Genomic DNA, 19,562 nt, shown 5'->3' with positions numbered 1-19,562 from the left:
CTTCGCCCTCTCGGGCTGCGCACCTCAGCATGAGGGACGTGGGCGGATGCCGCGCCCCGGAACGGGAGAAAGCGGCGCCAACGCTGAAGAGAGCCTTATCCTGAGGAGGCGAGGATGCTGGCATCACGCCGGCCACCAGCCCTCCCACGTTCCATCTCCATTTTTCACCCACCCAAACTCAATCCTCCGCAATAATCATTGACGTCGCGCGGGCCGGCAACGTAACTGGGGGCGACGGTTCCCTGAAGATGACTCCAAGGGGATTAATAGGGAACACGGTGAGGACGACCCAGTAGGGACCGAGACCGTGGCTGCCCCCGCAACTGTAAGCGGATTGTCGATCATCTCAGCTGTGGCCAGCGACCGGCCATGTCTGAAGGGCTTATGGCCCCGCCACTGCGAATATCGCGGGAAGGCGGATGAAAGACGGATATCCGCAAGCCAGGAGACCTGCCGTCAATCACGATCCAATTAACCGGGCGGGGATGCCCGGACAAGGAACAGACATGATTGACCTTCTGAACCTTCGCCGAATTTCGGCATGCATCCGTCTCGATTGGACCTCGTGCGGCTAGCGCGCGTCAGCGTGCCTTCGGCCGCGCGTGCGGCATAACCGTGCTTTTTTCCTTCAATCGAGGTTTTCATGCGCCAGATTCTCGCCACCATGACATTTGCCTTCGGGCTGATCGGCCTTGCGGTACCCGGCCTTGCCGCCACCCAATATCCCTTGACCATCACCAATTGCGGTGAGCAGGTGACGTTCCAGAAAGCGCCATCGAAGATCGTTTCGATCGGCCAGGGCATGACCGAAATTCTCTTCTCGCTCGGCCTTGCCGAGAAGATCGCCGGCACGGCCGTCTGGGTCGGTCCGGTCCTGCCGCAATATGCCGAGGCCAACAGCAAGATAAAGCGTCTCGCCGACAATGATCCGAGCTTCGAATCCGTCGTCGGACAGGAGCCCGACCTGGTGGCGGCCGAGTTCGAATGGCATGTCGGCGCACAGGGCTCCGTCGGCAAGCGGGAGCAGTTCGAGGATCTCGAGATCAATACCTATCTCGCGCCGGCCGATTGCGTCGCCAAGGTCAACACCGATGGCGGCGACGGTGTGCGCAAGGAGCTGTTCACGATGGAGCTGGTCTACCGTGAGATCGCCGAGCTCTCGGAGATCTTCGACGTGAAGGAGCGCGGCGATGCGCTGATTTCCAAGTTGAAGAAGCGCGAGGCGGATGCCGTCGCATCGATATCGGGCGCATCGGGCAAGAGCCTGCCTATCGTCTTCTGGTTCTCCAGCAAGGAAGTCAACGGCGATGCCTTCATCGCCGGCAAGAACAGCGCGCCTGCCTATATCCTGAAGGCGATCGGCGCCAGGAATGTCGTCACGACCGAAGAGGAATGGCCGCTGGTCGGCTGGGAAACCATCGCCCAGGCGAACCCGGCCGTCATCGTGCTCGCCACCATGGACCGGCGCCGCTACGCCGCCGACGATCCGAAGGTCAAGATCGATTTTCTCGAGAACGACCCCGTGACCAAGGAACTCGATGCCGTCAGGAACAAGCACTTCGTGATGATGGACGCGCAATCGATGAACCCGACGATCCGCACGATCGACGGCATCGAGACCTTGGCGAACGGCATCAAATCCTTCGGCCTGTCGCAGTGAAGGCAGTGTCGGTCAGGCAACAAGGATGGTGGGCGCTTGCCGCGCTCACCATTTCAGCCCTTCTCCTTCTCGGACTGATGATCAGCCTTGCCGTTTCGATCGGCGAGATCGCGATCCCGCTGGCGACGACGGCGGAGGCGGTCTCCAACCGGCTGTTCGGCACGCAGTTCGAGCTCAGCCGCATCCACCAGGGCATCGTCTGGGATTATCGTCTGAGCCGGGCGCTGGTTGCGGCCAGCGCCGGCGCGTCGCTCTCGCTCTGCGGCGCCGTCCTGCAGGCGCTGCTGCGCAATCCGCTGGCCGAACCCTATGTACTCGGCATCTCCGCCGGCGCCTCGACCGGAGCCGTCTGCGTGATGATCCTCGGCCTCGGCTACGGTGTTTTCGGCCTGTCGAGCGGCGCCTTTATCGGCGCGGTCATCGCCTTTCTGCTGGTGGGCTTCCTGGCGACAGGTGTGGGGGGAACCGGCGAGCGCATCATCCTGTGCGGCGTCGCCGGCTCGCAGCTCTTCAATGCGCTGACCTCCTACATCGTCACGACGTCGGCGAATGCCGAGCAGGCGCGCGGCATCCTGTTCTGGCTTCTGGGTTCGCTCAGCGGCGTGCGCTGGCCGGATGTCTATCTCTCGGTGCCGATCGCGCTTGCGGGTTTCGTCATCTGCATGGCCCATGTCAGGGCGCTCGATGCCTTCGCCTTCGGCGCGGATGCGGCCGCCTCGCTCGGCATTGCCGTGCGCCGTGTCCAGATCCTGCTGTTCGCCCTGACGGCGGCGATGACGGCAAGCGTCGTCAGCGTGGTGGGCTCGATCGGCTTCGTCGGCCTGGTCATTCCGCATGCGGCCCGCTTCCTCGTCGGGCCGGGCCATCGGCGGCTGCTGCCGGCAACAGCGCTCGGTGGCGCGATCTACATGGTCGGCGCTGATATCGTCTCGCGTATCATCATCCCGCAGCAGGTCCTGCCTATCGGCGTCGTCACGGCGCTCTTCGGCGCGCCGGCCTTCGCCGTCATCCTCTATCGCGTGCGGAGAAGCGCATGAGCATTACCATCGACGCGGTGAGTTTTTCCGCCGGCGACACGGTCATCGTCAACGGTGTCAGCCTGACGGTGACAAAGGGCAAGGTGCTCGGTCTGCTCGGGCCGAACGGGTCCGGCAAATCGAGCCTGCTGAGGCTGATCTGCCGGCTGCGCAAGGTCCGCAGCGGCGTCATCCGGCTGGGCGACGACGATATCGCTTCGCTGTCGCGCGCTGCCCTTGCCCGGCGCATCGCCTTCGTCGAGCAGCAGTCGACGACCGATACCCAGCTGACCGTGCGCGACGTGGTGCGGCTCGACATGCAGGCGAGGGCGGGCCAGCTCTGGCAGACGCTGTCGGGCGGCGAGCGCCAGCGTGTCCATATTGCGCGATCTCTGGCGCAGGCGCCGAGCGAGCTGCTGCTCGACGAGCCGACCAACCATCTCGATATCCAGCACCAGCTCGACATTCTCCAGCTGATCTCGAAGCTCGGCATCACCTGCATCGTCGCGCTGCACGATCTCAACCTGGCGGCGATGTTCTGCGACAGCCTGGCGGTGCTTCAGAAGGGCGGGGTCGTCGCCTCGGGCGCGCCGGAGGATGTGCTGACGGAGGAGATGATCGGCCGGGTGTTCGGCGTTCGCGCCCATGTCCAGAAATCGGCCGTGCATGGCCGGCATCATATCCAATACGTCATGGATTGAGGAACGGCCGGGACTTTCGATCGCTACGAGGAGATATGACCTCACTGGCCTTTTTCATGGACTGGCGTATGATTTCTCGGGGCGCGCGCGTGCGCCCCGCCCGGTCGAACGGAGTTTCGAGATGCTCGAACGAAATCAGTTTCCCCTGCGCCCCGTCATCCCCGGCTTCGCCGTCGCCTGGGTCGTCATCATTTCAGGTACAAGTGTCGCTCTCAGCCTGGTTTTTGCCTGCGTCACCCCCTTCGTGGCCCTGGCGGCGGTATCGGCGGTCATTCTTCCCCGGCGCATGGCGCTGACGGCGGTTCTGCTGGCCTGGCTCGCCAACCAGATGGTCGGCTATCTCGTGCTCGGCTATCCCCAGACTTGGGACAGCTATGCCTGGGGTCTGGCGATCGGTATTGCGGCATTCGCATCCCTGGCCGCAGCGCTCGGCGTGCTTCGCCTTGCCGCCGGCCTCAGCGTCGCCGCGGCTGGCGCCTTCATCGCCGGCTTCGTTGCCTATGAAGGCGTGCTCTTTGCCGCGACGGCCGTGCTTCCGTCAGGCGAGGGAGCGTTTTCGGCGTCGGTTATGGCGAATGTCCTGCTGATCAATGCTCTGGCCGCGATCGGCCTTATCTGCTTTCATGCCGGCGCGGCGGCCGGCCGTGCGCTTGTTGCAAGTCAGCCGGGACCGGCGCTGCCTTAAGCGGTTGACTTCATGCACGAAATCAAGGCGCCGGAAACCGCATTACCTCCCGCAATAACGTAATGACCTCTGAGACCGATGGCCCTCTGACCGGTGGCGGCACTGCGCGTTCACAGAACTCGCGCCAGACGAACAGCGTCAGTTCCGCGCCGTCCGTTGCGGTTTCTCCCGGTCCTTCTGCAAAATTCTCGAGCAGACGATACCGGCCGTCCTTCCAGAACAACTCCTCCACCCAGTCATATATCGGGATGACATGAAAATGGATCGGATAACCGGGCGAGTGCCCGTATCGGCCGATATAGACGCGCTGAGCATTCAGGTCTTGTTTCAGCGCCTTCTGCGTTCTTGCAAGCAATGGGCCGAATTCGCCCAACGCCTTTTCGGACAAATCCGAAAGGTCGGTCGTGTCGGTCTTGCAACTGATCATGAGATAGCCGGGAAGGGCGGAGTTCATCCGGTGGTTCACCAGCCATCCCGCGGTCTCGGCAACATGAAACTGCGGAGGAATTTGCAAGCGCCGCCTCTTTCGCTTTCGCAAAGGAACATTTCGACGCCGGAGAATAAGCAGTTTTGCGAGGGCTGCAACGGTGATCCTGGAGATCGACCGTGACTCGTTCTCGGCTTCGCGGTGGTCGCTCGCAAACCCAATGAGTACGAATGGGTGGCGAGCGGCGGGGCGGCGCTGAAGTGAAATGCGCCAAGCATGGGTTGAGATCGTCGCCGGCAACGGCTATCTGGTTCCGACCCGCAAGCGGACCCTCCGCGAACGACAAGGCGCAAAGCTCCCATGATCCCCGATTTCCTCGTCACCCATTCCGGTGGCTTCCATGCCGATGAATTGCTGTCGAGCGTCATTCTGACCCGGCTTTTTCCGCAGGCGCGCATCGTTCGCAGCCGGGCGCCGGAATGGATCACGCCGGGGCAAGGCCGCATCATCTATGATGTCGGCGGTGCCTATGACCCTGCTACGGGGATATTCGATCACCACCAGCGCGGCGCGCCGACGCGCGAAGATGGCCAGCCCTACAGCTCGTTCGGCTTGATCTGGAAGCATTACGGTCGTGATTATCTTGCAGCCTCCGGCCTTCCCGAAGCGCATGTCGAGGCGGTGCACGGCTCTTTCGATGCCGGCTTCGTGCTGCCGATCGATCTGACCGACAATGGCGCGCTCAGCCCCTCGGGACCGTTGGCGGGCTTGACCCTGCCGGCGCTGCTGGAGACGCTGAAACCGGTTTTCGACGAAGCTGAACCCGAGGCCGACGATCGCGCCTTCCACGCAGCACTTGCCGTTGCCCGCAGTTTCGTCGAGGCGAGGATCGCCCAGAGTGCTGCAAAATTGCGGGCCGAGGCGATGGTGCATCTGGCAATCGAGGCTGCGGGGCAGGGGCGCATTCTGGAGTTGCCGAGGGGAATGCCGTTCCGTCCCGCCATCGTCAAGGCGGGGGCCGATCACCTGCTGTTCGTCGTCCACCCGCGCGAAAAGGATTGGTGCGTGACCGGCATCCGCCGGGCCGAGGAGGGCTTCGAGCTCAGGGCCGATTTGCCGGCAGCCTGGGCCGGTCTTGCCAACGGAGAGCTGGAGGCGGTTTGCGGCATAGAGGGCGCGAGCTTCTGCCACAACGGCCGCTTCATCGCCGCCGCCAGGACTCGCGAGGCAGCACTTGCCATGGCGGATTTGGCGGTGACGGAGGCGCTTTCGATCGGGGTGTAGTGGCCGTTGTCCGCGCCGGGTTCACCTGATCTCATATGCGTTCAGGTGACCCCAACTGTGAGGCGATTGACTTGCATCCGCGAAGGATTAAGCTTCTAGGCATAACAACCACCACCCACACGCGAGAGATAATGGAGGGTGTGAGTGGCCGGCGACCTTGAGGAGGATGAGGTTTGCCATGGATTACCGTGTTGTTCTGCTGATTGGTGCAACTGTGACTGCCCTTTTCCCCGGTCATGCCGGGGCGCAGGAGGGTGATGCGACGGCTGGCGCCACTGTTTTCAAGAAATGCGCGACCTGTCATGTCGTCGAGTCCGATACCAACAAGGTCGGTCCGTCGCTGAACGAGCTGTTCGGCAGGAAGGCCGGGACGCATCCCGATTTCGCCTATTCGGCCGCAATGAAGGCGGCCGGCGAAGGCGGTCTCGTCTGGGACGAGACGGTGCTGCGCGACTATCTGCACAATCCGAGGGCGAAGGTGAAGGGCACGAAGATGGCCTTTGTCGGCCTGAAGGACGACCAGGAGATCACCGATCTCATCGCTTATCTCAAGCAATATTCCCAGTGAGGTGGAATACTCCAAATGACGGGTCGCGGCCGACGGCGCATGCCTAAATTGCCGTAATTGCCGATATTTTCTATCTGTGCGATAATAAAGACGGACTTTTTGCGGAATGCGGTTTCACGGTCAACCTGCTCGAGGAGGAGCGGAAATGGCTGTCGTGCTGATCCTCGTCCTGATTGTCGTCGGCTCCGTGCTCTTCCATGTGCTGAGCCCGTGGTGGTGGACGCCGATCGCGTCCAACTGGACCTATATCGACAGTACCCTCGTCATTACCTTCTGGATCACCGGCATCGTTTTCGTGGCGGTGGTTTCGTTCATGGCCTACTGCGTGTTCCGCTTCCGCCACAAGCCAGGCAACCGGGCGCATTATGAGCCTGAAAACCGCCGGCTGGAATTGCTGCTGGCCGGAGGAACGGCGGTCGGCGTCGCGGCGATGCTGGCGCCCGGCCTGATCGTGTGGAACCAGTTCATCACGGTGCCCGCCGATGCCGCTTCGGTCGAGGTCGTCAGCCAGCAGTGGCTGTGGAGCTTCCGCCTGCCGGGTGCGGACGGAAAGCTCGGCCGCGCGGAGACGCGCGACGTCAGCCCCGAGAACCCGCTCGGCCTCGACAAGAACGACGCAAGCGGCCTCGACGATATCATCATCGAGGGCGGCGAGTTGCATCTGCCGATCGGCAAGCCGGTGCACATATTGCTGCGATCCGTCGATGTGCTCCATGATTTCTACGTGCCCGAATTCCGCGCCAAGATGGACATGATCCCCGGCATGATCACCTATTTCTGGCTCACGCCGACGCGGAGAGGGACTTTCGAGATCCTCTGCGCCGAACTCTGTGGCGTCGGCCATCCGCAAATGCGCGGCACCGTCGTCGTCGACGACGAGGCGGACTACCAGACCTGGCTCGGGCAGCAGCAGACATTCACCCAGCTGACGGCGTCATCGGGAGAGCCGCCGCCGGCAAACTGACGCGGCGAAGCGGTCGTAGGCCGGTTCAGGGAACCGAAGGAAGACGGCCGGAGGCCGCATCGGGGAAAGGGAAGAGAGATCATGGTCGAGATTCCATCCGGCAGCATCCCCTCCGCCGAAGTCGAGGATGTCGAGCTTTATCATCCGCACAGCTGGTGGACCAAATATGTGTTCAGCCAGGACGCCAAGGTCATCGCCGTGCAATATTCGATCACCGCCATTTCGATCGGCCTGGTGGCGCTGGTGCTCTCCTGGCTGATGCGAATTCAGCTGGCCTTTCCCGGCGCTCTCTCCTTCATCGATGCCGATCATTATTACCAGTTCATCACCATGCACGGCATGATCATGGTGATCTATCTTCTGACTGCACTCTTCCTCGGCGGCTTCGGCAACTACCTCATTCCGCTGATGGTCGGCGCGCGCGACATGGTATTCCCGTATGCGAATATGCTGAGCTACTGGATCTATCTGCTTGCGGTGCTGATCCTGGTTGCCGGCTTTTTCGCGCCCGGCGGCCCGACGGGGGCCGGATGGACGCTTTATCCGCCGCAATCCGTTCTCTCCGGCACGCCCGGCGGCAAGGACTGGGGCATCCTTCTGATGCTCTCCTCGCTGATCGTCTTCATCATCGGCTTCACCATGGGCGGCCTGAATTATGTGGTGACCGTGCTGCAGGGACGGGCGCGGGGGATGACGCTGATGCGGATGCCGCTCACCGTCTGGGGCATCTTCACCGCCACCGTGATGGCGCTGCTCGCCTTTCCCGCTCTCTTCGTCGCCTGCGTCATGATGCTGTTCGACCGGGTGCTCGGCACCAGCTTCTTCATGCCCGCCATCGTCGAAATGGGTACGCAGCTGCAGCATAGCGGCGGCAGCCCGATCCTGTTCCAGCACCTGTTCTGGTTCTTTGGGCACCCGGAGGTCTATATCGTCGCACTGCCTGCCTTCGGCATCGTCTCGGACCTGATCAGCACGCATGCGCGCAAGAACATCTTCGGCTATCGCATGATGGTCTGGGCGATCGTCATCATCGGCGCGCTCAGCTTCGTCGTCTGGGCGCACCACATGTATGTCAGCGGCATGAACCCGGCCTTCGGCTTCTTCTTCGCCACCACGACGCTGATCATCGCCGTCCCCACCGCGATCAAGGTCTATAACTGGGTGCTGACGCTGTGGCGCGGCGACATCCACCTGACCCTGCCGATGCTCTTTGCGCTCGCCTTCATCGTTACCTTCGTCAATGGCGGCCTGACCGGTCTGTTCCTTGGCAATGTCGTCGTGGACGTGCCGCTGTCGGATACGATGTTCGTCGTTGCGCATTTCCACATGGTCATGGGTGTGGCGCCGATCCTCGTCATCTTCGGGGCGATCTATCACTGGTATCCGAAGGTGACGGGACGCATGCTGAACGAGGCGCTCGGCCAGATCCACTTCTGGATCACCTTCCTCGGCACCTATGCGATCTTCTTCCCGATGCATTATCTCGGCCTGCTCGGCGTGCCGCGCCGCTATTACGAACTGGGGGCGACAGCCTTCGTTCCTCCTTCGGCCCATACGCTGAACATCTTCATCACCGTCATGGCACTGATCGTCGGGGCCGGGCAGATGGTCTTCCTGTTCAATCTGGGCTGGAGCCTTTTTCGGGGCAGGGAAGCCGGCGGCAATCCCTGGCGGGCAACGACGCTCGAATGGCAGACGCCGCAGACGCCGCCGGCACATGGCAACTGGGGCAAGGATCTGCCTGTCGTCTACCGCTGGGCCTATGATTACAGCGTGCCGGGGGCGGCCGAGGATTTCATTCCGCAAAATGTGCCGGCAAGCGACGGCGTCACACGGGAGATCCCGGCATGAACGTCATCCTGGTCTTCCTTGCCGCAATCGGCGCCATCATCTTCTGGTGGCTTTCCGGGCAGCGGCTGACATCGAAGCCTTGGCTGGAAACCGGATCCATGCAACTGCCGGATCATCATAGCGCCGATCGGCAACCCGTGCCGGCGGTGAAGATCGGCCTCTTCGTGTTTCTCGGCGTCGTCGGCGCGCTCTTCAGCCTTGCCGTCAGCGCCTATTTCATACGCATGGCGTCGGCGGACTGGTGGGGGATGCCGGTTCCGCGCCTGCTCTGGGTGAACACGGCAGCACTTGCCTTGAGCAGCGCCGCGCTGCAGTGGGCCAAACGAGAAGCGCGGCACGGCCGCATGGAAGCCTTGCGGCCGGCGCTTGTGACGGGACTTGCGCTTGCGGTCTTCTTCCTCGTCGGACAAATCCAGGCTTGGCGGGAACTGACGGCCGCCGGCTACGTACTGGCCGACAATCCCGCCAACAGCTTCTTCTACATGCTGACCGGCCTGCACGGATTGCATATCCTCGGCGGGCTTGCCGTGCTCACGCACACGACGGTCAAGGCATTCGCAACCGACGTTGCGCCCGAAAGGCTGCGCCTCAGCGTCGATCTTTCGGCGATCTACTCGCATTTCATGCTCGCCGTCTGGCTCCTGCTTTTCGCGCTTTTTGCCGGCTGGGCGAATGATTTCGTCGATCTCTGCCGCACCTTGTTGAAATAGGGGCTGAACCAGGAGGTTTGCAGATGGCACAGATTATCGAAACGCACGGTGAGCCAGGTCTCCGGCCGGCCGGCCTGCGCGGTATCGCCGCCGATTTCAGCTCGGATCAGCGCGCCTTCAAGACCGCGTCCTGGGGCAAGGCGATGATGTGGATCTTTCTGCTCAGCGACACCTTCGTCTTCGGCTGTTTTCTGATCGCCTACATGACCGCTCGCATGTCGACGCCGGTCGCATGGCCCAATCCGAGCGAGGTTTTTGCGCTCCACATCGGCGGGCAGGATGTTCCGCTGATCCTGATCGCCATCATGACCTTCGTGCTGATCTCGAGCAGCGGCACCATGGCGATGGCGGTCAATTTCGGCTATCGCCGCGACCGCCACAAGACCGCGGTGCTGATGCTGCTGACGGCACTTCTCGGGGCATGTTTCGTCGGCATGCAGGCTTTCGAATGGACCAAGCTGATCACCGAAGGCGTGCGCCCCTGGGAGAACCCGTGGGGGGCAGCACAGTTCGGGTCGACATTCTTCATGATCACCGGCTTTCACGGCACCCACGTGACGATCGGCGTCATCTTCCTCATCATTACCGCCCGCAAGGTCTGGCGGGGTGATTTCGACGTAGAGCGGCGCGGCTTCTTCACCAGCCGGAGAGGGCGTTACGAGGCCGTCGAAATCATGGGCCTCTACTGGCACTTCGTCGACCTGGTCTGGGTCTTCATCTTCGCGTTTTTTTATCTGTGGTGAGGTCGTCATGAACGAGACAACGGCGCACGGGCAAAGCCCGCATGCACAAGCACTGCACGCACAAGATCACGGGCAGCAGCATCCGATCCGGCTCTATTTCTTCGTCTGGGGCCTGCTTTTCGTGCTCAGCGCCTGTTCCTACATGGTCGATTATCTCGGCATCCAGAGCTATCTCAGGTGGACGCTGATCATTGTGTTCATGATGCTGAAGGCCGGGCTGATCGTCGCCATCTTCATGCACATGGCCTGGGAACGGCTGGCGCTGGTCTACGCCATCCTGCTGCCGCCGGTGCTTGTGCTGGTTTTCGTCGCGCTGATGGTATCGGAAGCGGACTATACGATCTTCACCCGGCTCGCCTTCTTTGGTGCCGCGCCCTAGACGTAGAGCATCTCAACCGGAAGCAAATATGGCCGAGATCTTGCTGTTTCACCACGCTCAGGGGCTGACCCCTGGAGTGCGTGCCTTCGCCGACGAGATCAGGGCGGCCGGCCACATCGTGCACACGCCTGATCTGTTCGATGGGCGTATATTCCATAGCATCGAGGAGGGGCTTGCTCATATTGGCGCGATCGGGTTCGACGCGATCAGGGAGCGCGGCGTCCGGGTCGCCGACCAACTGCCTCCGGAACTGGTCTATGCCGGGTTCTCCTTCGGGGTGCTGCCGGCGCAGAAGCTGGCACAAACACGGCGTGGTGCCCGCGGGGCCTTGTTTTTCTACTCCTGCCTGCCGATCAGCGGCGAATGGGCTTTTGGACCCTGGCCGGACGGCGTCGCGGTCCAGATCCATGGTATGGACAACGATCCGATCTTTGTCGGCGAGGGTGATATCGACGCCGCCCGCGAGATCGTGGCGAAGGTCGAGGACGCAGAGCTTTTCCTCTATTCCGGCGATCAGCACTATTTCGCCGACAGTTCGCTGCCGTCCTATGACGCGGACGCGACTGGGCTCCTCACCACCCGCGTGCTCGCGTTCCTGGATCGCCTTTGATCCTGGGGTTCGTCGGCGCACGCGTGGAGAGGCGATGCTCGGGCGATCGAACGGCTCCATCCCGGCGTCACACTGTCGCTCATCGAGCAATCAATCCGCATGCAGCAGCGGCGAGGCCCTCAGCGTCTCGACCATGTGGTCGATGAAGGCGCGAACGCGATGGGGGATGGGGCCGCCGGCAACGTGGACGGCGTGAATCAATTCCAAGTCGCCCGGGTTGCAATCCTCCAGCAAGGCGACAAGCCTTCCCTCGGCAATTTCGGCCGCAACGTGGAACCGGCCGAGACGGGCGATACCAGCGCCGGCAAGCGCCATCTGCTTCATCGTCTCGCCATTGTTGACCACAAGGCTTCCGGACACCGGCTGTTCGCTATCCTTGCCGTCGCAGCGGAAAGGCCATGCCGGCCGGGCGCGGCGGAAGCTGAAGGTCAGGCAATCGTGGTGTTCGAGATCGGCCGGGATCTGCGGCCGCGTCTTCAGCGCAAGGTAGGATGGCGAGGCGCAGACGACGCGCCGGGACTGGCCGAGCTTGCGGGCGATCAGGCCGCTATCGGGAAGGTTTCCCATGCGAATGGCGACGTCGGTCTTCTCGGCGACCAGATCGACGATGCCGTCGGTGAGGCTGAGCTCGACGGTGAGATCGGGGTTGCGGGCGACGAAATCAGGCATGGCGGGGGCGACGAACATTGTTCCGAGGGGCACTGTGACGCTGACGCGCAGCCGGCCCCGAACAGCGCCGCCCGCTGCTTCCTGATCGGCGTCGTTCAGATCCTGCAGGATTCTGAGTGCTGCGCGATGATAGGCTTCGCCTTCCTCCGTCAGCGTCAGAGCGCGCGTGGTGCGCAGCAACAGACGCGTTCCAAGCCGCGCTTCCAGCCGTGCAATCAGTTTGCTGACAGCGGACGGCGTGATTTCGAGGCTGCGGGCTGCGGCCGAAAAGCCGCCCTCCTGGACCACACGGGCAAAGACTTCCATCTCGCCCGAACGCTCCATCAGAACGCGCATTATTGAGGAACCTCGTTCACAGGTGCATGTCCATTTGAGGCAATAGTTCTTTGTCTTCTCAGATCATAAATTGGTCGGGAACGCAATTTGGAGACCTCATCATGGACTTGAAACTGACCGACAGGACTGCACTCGTCACCGGCGGCACCGCCGGCATCGGGCTGGAAATCGCCCGCGCGCTCGCAGCCGAAGGCGCACGCGTTATCATCACCGGCCGCGACCGGGGTAAACTCGACGCTGCCATTGCCGATATAGCGGCATCGGGCGCCAAGGGCGTCAGCGGTATTTTGGCCGATGCCGGTACCGGTGAGGGGGCGGCCGAGATCGCCAAGGCGGCGCCCTCCATCGATGTCCTGGTCAACAATCTCGGCATCTATGAAAGCAAGGCATTCAACGACATCAGCGACGCCGACTGGAGCCATCTTTTCGAAGTCAATGTGATGAGCGGCGTGCGCCTGTCACGCATCTATCTGCCCGGCATGTTGGAGCGGAACTGGGGCCGGATCATCTTCATCTCGAGTGAATCCGCGCTCGCCATCCCAGAGGATATGATCCATTACGCCACCACCAAGACGGCGCAGCTTTCGATTTCACGGGGATTGGCACAGTTGACGCGCGGCACCAACGTCACCGTCAATTCGGTGCTGCCCGGACCGACCCGATCCGATGGCATCGAAGCCTTCCTGCGCAGCCAGGCGAGCGATCCTTCCGCGCCGATCAAGCAGATCGAGGCCGAATTCTTCGCGACCTCACGCTCCGCCTCGATCCTGCAGCGCATGGTGGAGGCCGAGGAAGTGGCAAGCCTGGTCGCTTATCTCGCGAGCCCCCGTTCCTCCGCTACCAATGGCGCGGCACTCCGGGCCGAAGGCGGCCTCGTCAACACCATCTCATAAGGGATGGCATGACGATACACCGCTGATGATCACAGCCGTCACCTTTGCCGAACGGAGCAAGGCGGCGGCCGTGGCTGGATTCCTGAAGAGCACCGGATGAAAGCGGAGAGGCGGCGGTCTAAAATCCCCACCTAAAACGCGTCCTAAAACATGATCGAGGTCGCGCCGGGTGATGATCTCGGCAATGATGGACGTCTTTCGTCACTCCGATCCTGCCAGGCCATGCTGTTTATTCCGCTTCCCTTTGCCGTTGCCCTTCTGCTGCTTATCCTCTTCGTCACCGTTCTCAGGCGGGACGAGGAGGCGACGCCAAACCGACCGTTTCTGGCGCTGATCCTGCTCGCCGCGCTGCAATCGGTGCTCTCCGGCCTGCGCTGGGGGTATGGGGTGCAGACGGTGGGGATGGTCGCGCCGGTGATCGCGGCGTTGGTGCCGCCGCTTGCCTATGCCGGCGTTTCCAGGCTGGTGAGGACGAGCCGGCGGCCGCTGCCGGTGCGGATTGCGCTGCATGCCTTGCCCGCCGTCGTCATCCTGCTTCTGACAGCCTTCTGGCGGGATGCGATCGATATCGCGCTGGTGCTTGTTTTCGTCGGGTATGCCCTGGCCATCCTGCTTCTGATGCGCCCGGGCGCCGATGCGTTGCGGCTGGCGCCCTTCGAAGGGGCGGTGCCGGCCTATCGGGCGATCATCTTTACGGCCGCCGCCCTGTGTCTCTCGGCCGCGGTCGATACTTTCGTCTTCCTCGACCTTACCTCGGCACACAGCGAGCGCGCGCTGACGCTGATCAGTATCGGAAATCTCTCCGTCCTCGCCATCCTCGGTATCGCGGCCGCCGCCGCCAGCCGAAGCCGGGCGCCGGCCGAGACGGTGGAGACAGCCCTGCGGCCGGAGACGAGCGAGGATAAGGAGACGATCGCTGCGGTCGATGTGCTGATGGAGACCCGCAAACTCTATCGCGATGCCAATCTCAATCTGGACCGGCTGGCCCGTAAGGCCGGCATTCCCGCGCGCCAGATTTCGGCGGCGATCAACCGGGCAATGGACAAGAACGTCTCGCAATATGTCAACGACTACAGGATCGCCGAGGCCTGCAGGCTGCTTGCCGCGACCGAGAAACCGGTGACCGAGGTGATGTTCGAGGTCGGCTTCCAGACCAAGTCCAATTTCAACCGCGAATTCCGCCGAGTGACGGACATGACGCCGGTTGCGTGGCGGCAGCGGAAGGGGTGAAGGGCCGTGTTTCCTCGGTAATGGATGGGCTGTAGTGGCCAGCCACCCGCCCTCGTGGTTCGAGACGGCCCTGCGGGCCTCCTCACCATGAGGGCTAATTGTTGTGCCCTGCGGCTAGCCTCTCGGCGGCAGGGCGCCGCGTTCCCCAGCGATACAAGGTGCACTTTCCCTCCGCCCTCATTTTGAGGGGGCCTCGAAAGACGAGAGCGGCCACTGCCAGGTACACAATCGCGATCGCGGACCGCCTGGATCGTGTTCGAGGTCGCGATTTCTGCCGGGTCGGCGATGTTTACAGGAATGAACACGACATCCGAACATGACCGAGACCTTGCCGCCAAGCTCAGATCACTTTCGATCGAGCCCGCGGCCTTCAAGACGGAGCCGCCGAAGCCTCATGCTCGGCGGCGCACGACCCCTGGCGCAATGTTCTTCCTTGCGGCGACGGCATCGCTGGCGGCGGTTCTTTTCAATGGACCTGAGACGCTGCAGCGTATCCAGACCGTGCTTGCTGGGTTTTCGGGCGGCGACCTTGCGATATCTGCTGATCGGGTGGAGGCGCGAGCCAGCGACGGTACCGCTGTTGAGGGCGTGCGGACTCCGACCGAGGATGGGGAGAGGAGCGCGTCCGCGTCGACGCGGGAAATCACCGGCTCCGGTTATGTCGTCGCCCCTGATATCGCCACCGTCTTTTCCAAATATGAGGGCCGGATCGTCGCGGTCGAGGTCGCAGCAGGCGACAGCGTCGTCGCGGGCCAGGTGCTGGTGCGACTTGACGATGCCGGCGCGCGATTTGCGCTTCAGGGCGCCGAGATAGCAGGGCGGGTGGCGGCGCTGGCGCTTGATGCGAGGACGATCGAACTTGTCCAGGCGCGCTCGTCGTTTGCACGCACCGAGCGGCTCGCCGGGCGCGATGCCATGTCGGCGCAGGCGTTGGAGGAGGCGAAAACGGCTGTCGACAAGGCCGAGAACGCCGCCCTGCAGGCACGCCAGGATGTCGAAAAGGCGGAGCTTGAGATCGACAAGGCGCGAGAACAGGTGGAGGCGTTGACCGTGCGTGCGCCGATCGCCGGCACCGTCACGCGTCTCGATGCCCATATCGGCGACACGGTGCTGTCGCGCGAGGACAGCGTGCGGGAGGATGAGAGCCTGCTCGTCATTACCGATACGGCGAGCCTGGTCATCGATGCCGATGTGGCCGAAGCCAATATCGCGCTGATGCGGCCGGGCCTGTCAGGCGAGGCGGTACTCGACGGCTTTCCCGGCCAGCCCTTTGCGATCAAGGTGTCGAAGATCGCGCCGGTCATTTCGCGGGAAAAGGGGACGGTGACGCTGCGCCTGTCGCTGACGTCGCCACCGCCCGGCATGAGGCCTGCCATGGCGGCGCGCATCCGGCTTGTGGTGGGTGAGGCGGCGGGTGTGGATGCTCATCACCCGCCCTCGTCCTTCGAGGCTCCGGCTCTCGGCGCGCGCGCCTCACGATGAGGGCGGCGACCGGTTACCGGCCACAAAACAACGAACCACCAAGGAGCAGAGCATGAGCGACATTCAAGACCCCTATATCGCGCTTGCCGGCGTCAGGAAGGCGTTCCGGATCGGGGCGGAGACGATACCGATTTTCTCGGGGCTCGACCTTGCCATTCCGCGCGGCGATTTCGTCGCGGTGATGGGGCCGTCGGGTTCGGGGAAATCGACGCTGCTGAATATGCTTGGCGGCATCGACAGTGCGGACGCCGGTGAGATCCGGATCGGACGCAGCCATCTTGAGCAGATGGGCGAGGGGGCGAGAGCTGCCTGGCGGGCGCACGGCATGGGCATCGTCTTCCAGTTCTACAATCTGCTGCCGATGCTCAATGCGGCGGAGAATATCGAGCTGCCGCTGCTCTTGAAGCCGCTGGGGCGTAAGGAGCGGCAGGCGCGCGTCGATACGGTGATGGATCTTGTCGGGCTTTCCGGGCGGCAGCGACAGTTTCCGTCGAGCATGTCGGGCGGGCAGCAGCAGCGCGTCGGCATTGCCCGTGCTATCGTCGCGGATCCCGACCTCATTCTCTGTGACGAGCCGACCGGCGATCTTGACCGGAAATCGGCCAACGATATCCTCGAGATGCTGGGTTTCCTCAATCGCGAGCTTCAGAAGACCATCATCATGGTCACGCACGATCCCGAGGCCGCCGCCTTTGCCCGGCGCACGCTGCATCTCAACAAGGGCGAATTCGTCGAGGGGGAAAGCCGATGACCTTTTTCCAGCTGATGCGGCGCAATGCCTGGCGCAAGCGGTTGCGCGCCATTTTGGTGATGTTTTCGGTCGGCATCGCCTTCCTGATCTACGGATTAACGGCGAGTTTCGTCAGCGGCAGCCAGGGGGCGGCCGGCGCCAGCGACAACCTGCTCGGCGTGTTCAACAAATCGGGGCGAGGGCTGCCGCTGCCCTTTGCTTATCTCAACCGGATCGCGGCGGAGGAAGATGTCGCGGCCGTCGCCTATACGGCACGCATGCGAGGTTTCGTCGAGGTCGAGAAGAATGTCGTGGCCGTCAGCGCGGTCGATCCAAAGGCGATTGCCGCCGCCAATGGTGCCGAACTCGGGCTGACGCCCGAGCTGATCGCGGCGCTGGAAGAGGGTCGCGACCGGGTGCTCGTCGGCAGGGCGTTGGCTGAGGCGCAGGGCTGGTCGGTCGGCCAGCGCATCGGCGTCACCAGCCAGATCACGAAGGCCGACGGCAGCCGGAACTGGAGCTTCACCATCGCAGGCATATTCGAGGGCGCCGATGCCGGCACCGACACCTATTTCATGCTTGCCCGCTACGACATGGTCAATGCCGCCCGCGCGCGGGACAGGGATACGGTCGACGCCTTCGTGGTGCGCCCGCGCGACGGTATCGCCTCAGGCGTGCTGGCGGCGCGCATCGACGCGCTCTTTGCCAATTCGGCGGCGCAGACCCGGACACAATCGGAAAAACAGTTCCTCGAAGCATTTCTCCGGCAGTTCGCCGATGTCGGGCTGATCGTCAGCCTGGTCGTCGGCGCCGCTTTTGTGACCATCCTGATGATATCGGTCAACACCATGTTGTTTGCCATCCGGGAGCGCCGCTTCGAGATCGGCGTGATGAAGGCGCTCGGCTTTTCCCGCGGGCGGATCGTGGCTCTCATTCTCGGCGAGACGCTGTTCATCTTCGCCATCGGCGGGGCGGGTGGGCTCCTCGTCGCCAAGCTCGTGACTCTCTCGATCGGACCGGAATTCGGGCTCGTCTTTAGCGGCGAGGTGCTGCTGAAATCCGCGGCGATCGTTGGCGGGCTTGGCCTGCTGACCGGGCTGCTGCCGGCCGCTAACGCCATGCGTCTGCCGATCGGCAACGCCTTCAGAGCGAGATAATCCAATGTCATCAGCGCTCAAGCAGACCTTTCTCATGATCAGAGTCAACCTCGGCAGCCTGCCGCGGCGGCTCGCGATTTCGCTGTCGATGGTGTTGTCTGTCGCCCTTGTGGTGGCGGTGCTGGCAGGGTTTCTGGCGATGGCGCGCGGTTTCGAGGTGGCTCTGGCCGGCGCCGGCTCGTCCGATATCGCGGTCATCCTCGGCGGCGGCACCAATCAGGAAACCGGTTCCGACGTGCCGGCCGATGCGATCCGCAGCCTGACCGCCATGAGCGGCGACACAGGGATTGCGCGCGACGAGGCCGGCGGGCTGGCGCTGTCGCGCGAGACCATCGTGCCGATCGATGTAAAGGGACGCGACGGTGCCGAGCAGACGCTGTCGCTGCGGGGCATGGACCCCACAGGGCTCGAGCTGCGCGGCCGCGCCCGGCTTTCACAGGGGCGTCTGTTTGCAACGGGCGGGCGCGAGATCGTCGTCGGCGCCCGCATCGCAGAGGCTTTCCCCGGCTTTGGCGTCGGCCAGACGGTACGGTTCGGCGCGGTCGATTGGACCGTCGCCGGCCATTTCACTGCCGGCGGCAGCGCCTTCGAATCCGAGATCTGGGCGGATCTGGACGCGGTTCAATCGGCCTTCGACCGGCAGGGACAGGTGCAGAGCCTGCGCGTGAAGCTTGCCGGCGTCGACCCCGCAATAGCGTTGGCGGCGCTGCGCCAGCGCCTGTCTGATATGCCGGGCACGCCGCTCGCCGCCATCTCGGAGGCCGATCTCTATGCCGCGCAGGCCGAACGCACCGAGAGCCTGATCCGCTTGTTCGGCTGGCCAATCGCGCTGCTGATGGCGATCGGGGCTGCGGCGGGTGCCTTGAACACGATGATGAGCTCAGTCTCCGACCGGGGCGTCGAGATCGCCACGCTGCGCCTGCTCGGCTTTTCCCGCCTGCCTGCCTTCGCCGCTACCTGGTTCGAGGCGGTGCTGCTCTCCGTGGCTGGCGCCACCATCGGCATCCTCGCCTCCCGCCTTGCCTTTAACGGCTGGCAGGCGAGCACGATGGGCGCCAACAACACCAAAATAGCCTTCCAGCTCGATGTGACACTCGACGTGATCTTGACGGCGGGTTTGTTGGGGCTGGGGGTCGGCATCCTCGGCGGTGCCTTGCCGGCGCTGGCGGCTGCGCGGCTGCCGCTGAGTGCAGCCTTGCGGGCGAGAGGGTGAAGTCGTGCCTCGGAGAGGGGCAGCCTGCCTTGGAGGGCATGGCACGCGTTTTATTGCCTGGCTCCATCCCTCCACAATCGCCGATTCATGCAATTACCCACCGGATATTTTTCGGATAAGTTGCATCTTTCAATGCCTTAGCGAACCCCTGCCATTGTCTGTGGAGTAGGGGCCGAAAACGGTCTCGCTGCCGCATTGACAACATCTTGTCGCCTTCTTGCCGTGGCCGGTTGCCCCCGCCGCATTGGATCGGC

20 protein-coding genes and 1 riboswitch are annotated in these 19,562 nt (G+C 63.1%); of the genes, 18 read left to right on the top strand and 2 right to left on the bottom strand.

Annotated elements, in window-relative coordinates; all coding sequences use genetic code 11:
* Window positions 1–218: 218 nt before the first annotated feature.
* A riboswitch (cobalamin riboswitch) is annotated at window positions 219–472 on the top strand.
* Window positions 473–643: 171 nt separating this feature from the next.
* From GR197_RS19010 to GR197_RS18995, 4 genes are all read left to right on the top strand, one after another.
* Window positions 644–1,660 (top strand): ABC transporter substrate-binding protein, encoded by a 1,017-nt coding sequence (locus GR197_RS19010; protein WP_164012239.1) that lies wholly within the window; start codon window positions 644–646, stop codon window positions 1,658–1,660.
* Window positions 1,657–2,697 (top strand): iron chelate uptake ABC transporter family permease subunit, encoded by a 1,041-nt coding sequence (locus GR197_RS19005; protein ID WP_164012237.1) that lies wholly within the window; start codon window positions 1,657–1,659, stop codon window positions 2,695–2,697. The genes GR197_RS19010 and GR197_RS19005 overlap by 4 nt, the downstream gene beginning before the upstream one ends.
* On the top strand, window positions 2,694–3,377 hold the full coding sequence (locus GR197_RS19000) for an ABC transporter ATP-binding protein (RefSeq protein WP_164012234.1): 684 nt from the start codon (window positions 2,694–2,696) through the stop codon (window positions 3,375–3,377). Before GR197_RS19005 ends, GR197_RS19000 begins: the two co-directional genes overlap by 4 nt.
* A gap of 121 nt (window positions 3,378–3,498) precedes the next feature.
* Window positions 3,499–4,062: a hypothetical protein gene (locus GR197_RS18995; RefSeq protein WP_164012232.1), complete on the top strand. Its 564-nt coding sequence runs from the start codon at window positions 3,499–3,501 to the stop codon at window positions 4,060–4,062.
* 22 nt (window positions 4,063–4,084) lie between these two features.
* Here GR197_RS18995 and GR197_RS18990 read toward each other — a convergent pair whose 3' ends face one another.
* Complete coding sequence (locus tag GR197_RS18990; RefSeq protein ID WP_164012318.1) at window positions 4,085–4,576, bottom strand: HIT family protein; 492 nt, start codon at window positions 4,574–4,576, stop codon at window positions 4,085–4,087.
* A 273-nt stretch (window positions 4,577–4,849) separates the two neighbouring features.
* Here GR197_RS18990 and GR197_RS18985 point away from each other — a divergent pair, with 273 nt between their 5' ends.
* The 8 genes from GR197_RS18985 to GR197_RS18950 all read left to right on the top strand — a co-directional run bounded on the left by GR197_RS18985 (window position 4,850) and on the right by GR197_RS18950 (window position 11,598).
* A complete protein-coding gene (locus GR197_RS18985; RefSeq protein ID WP_164012230.1) occupies window positions 4,850–5,773 on the top strand; it encodes an MYG1 family protein in 924 nt (307 codons plus the stop codon).
* Window positions 5,774–5,951: 178 nt separating this feature from the next.
* The gene (locus tag GR197_RS18980; protein ID WP_164012228.1) at window positions 5,952–6,341 is read left to right on the top strand and encodes a c-type cytochrome; all 390 of its coding nucleotides are present in this window, start codon (window positions 5,952–5,954) and stop codon (window positions 6,339–6,341) included.
* A gap of 145 nt (window positions 6,342–6,486) precedes the next feature.
* Window positions 6,487–7,305: a cytochrome c oxidase subunit II gene (locus GR197_RS18975; protein WP_164012226.1), complete on the top strand. Its 819-nt coding sequence runs from the start codon at window positions 6,487–6,489 to the stop codon at window positions 7,303–7,305.
* Between the two features lie 81 nt (window positions 7,306–7,386).
* A complete protein-coding gene (gene ctaD / locus GR197_RS18970) occupies window positions 7,387–9,156 on the top strand; it encodes a cytochrome c oxidase subunit I (RefSeq protein ID WP_164012224.1) in 1,770 nt (589 codons plus the stop codon).
* Entirely contained in the window at window positions 9,153–9,866 is a 714-nt protein-coding gene (locus tag GR197_RS18965; protein ID WP_164012221.1) for a cytochrome c oxidase subunit 3, read from the top strand. Before ctaD ends, GR197_RS18965 begins: the two co-directional genes overlap by 4 nt.
* A 23-nt stretch (window positions 9,867–9,889) precedes the next feature.
* Window positions 9,890–10,609: a heme-copper oxidase subunit III family protein gene (locus tag GR197_RS18960; RefSeq protein ID WP_164012220.1), complete on the top strand. Its 720-nt coding sequence runs from the start codon at window positions 9,890–9,892 to the stop codon at window positions 10,607–10,609.
* A 7-nt stretch (window positions 10,610–10,616) separates the two neighbouring features.
* Window positions 10,617–10,988 (top strand): cytochrome C oxidase subunit IV family protein, encoded by a 372-nt coding sequence (locus GR197_RS18955; RefSeq protein WP_164012218.1) that lies wholly within the window; start codon window positions 10,617–10,619, stop codon window positions 10,986–10,988.
* Between the two features lie 28 nt (window positions 10,989–11,016).
* Window positions 11,017–11,598, top strand: a complete 582-nt coding sequence (locus GR197_RS18950) for a dienelactone hydrolase family protein (protein ID WP_164012216.1) — start codon at window positions 11,017–11,019, stop codon at window positions 11,596–11,598.
* A gap of 90 nt (window positions 11,599–11,688) precedes the next feature.
* Here GR197_RS18950 and GR197_RS18945 read toward each other — a convergent pair whose 3' ends face one another.
* Entirely contained in the window at window positions 11,689–12,606 is a 918-nt protein-coding gene (locus tag GR197_RS18945) for a LysR substrate-binding domain-containing protein (RefSeq protein WP_164012316.1), read from the bottom strand.
* Between the two features lie 98 nt (window positions 12,607–12,704).
* On the opposite strand from GR197_RS18945, the gene GR197_RS18940 reads away from it, so the two are divergent.
* The 6 genes from GR197_RS18940 to GR197_RS18915 all read left to right on the top strand — a co-directional run bounded on the left by GR197_RS18940 (window position 12,705) and on the right by GR197_RS18915 (window position 19,308).
* Window positions 12,705–13,496, top strand: a complete 792-nt coding sequence (locus GR197_RS18940; RefSeq protein WP_164012214.1) for an SDR family NAD(P)-dependent oxidoreductase — start codon at window positions 12,705–12,707, stop codon at window positions 13,494–13,496.
* A 222-nt stretch (window positions 13,497–13,718) separates the two neighbouring features.
* Entirely contained in the window at window positions 13,719–14,726 is a 1,008-nt protein-coding gene (locus GR197_RS18935) for a helix-turn-helix domain-containing protein (RefSeq protein WP_164012314.1), read from the top strand.
* Between the two features lie 252 nt (window positions 14,727–14,978).
* On the top strand, window positions 14,979–16,208 hold the full coding sequence (locus GR197_RS18930; RefSeq protein ID WP_164012212.1) for an efflux RND transporter periplasmic adaptor subunit: 1,230 nt from the start codon (window positions 14,979–14,981) through the stop codon (window positions 16,206–16,208).
* Window positions 16,209–16,260: 52 nt separating this feature from the next.
* The gene (locus tag GR197_RS18925) at window positions 16,261–16,959 is read left to right on the top strand and encodes an ABC transporter ATP-binding protein (protein ID WP_164012210.1); all 699 of its coding nucleotides are present in this window, start codon (window positions 16,261–16,263) and stop codon (window positions 16,957–16,959) included.
* The gene (locus GR197_RS18920; protein ID WP_164012208.1) at window positions 16,956–18,095 is read left to right on the top strand and encodes an ABC transporter permease; all 1,140 of its coding nucleotides are present in this window, start codon (window positions 16,956–16,958) and stop codon (window positions 18,093–18,095) included. Before GR197_RS18925 ends, GR197_RS18920 begins: the two co-directional genes overlap by 4 nt.
* Window positions 18,096–18,099: 4 nt before the next feature.
* The gene (locus GR197_RS18915; RefSeq protein WP_164012206.1) at window positions 18,100–19,308 is read left to right on the top strand and encodes an ABC transporter permease; all 1,209 of its coding nucleotides are present in this window, start codon (window positions 18,100–18,102) and stop codon (window positions 19,306–19,308) included.
* Window positions 19,309–19,562 lie beyond the last annotated feature (254 nt).

The organism is Rhizobium phaseoli (assembly GCF_010668805.1).
GTDB lineage: Bacteria > Pseudomonadota > Alphaproteobacteria > Rhizobiales > Rhizobiaceae > Rhizobium > Rhizobium phaseoli_A.
The sequence above is the reverse complement of the archived record's forward strand: the minus strand, read 5'-3'. Positions and strand labels throughout refer to the sequence as shown.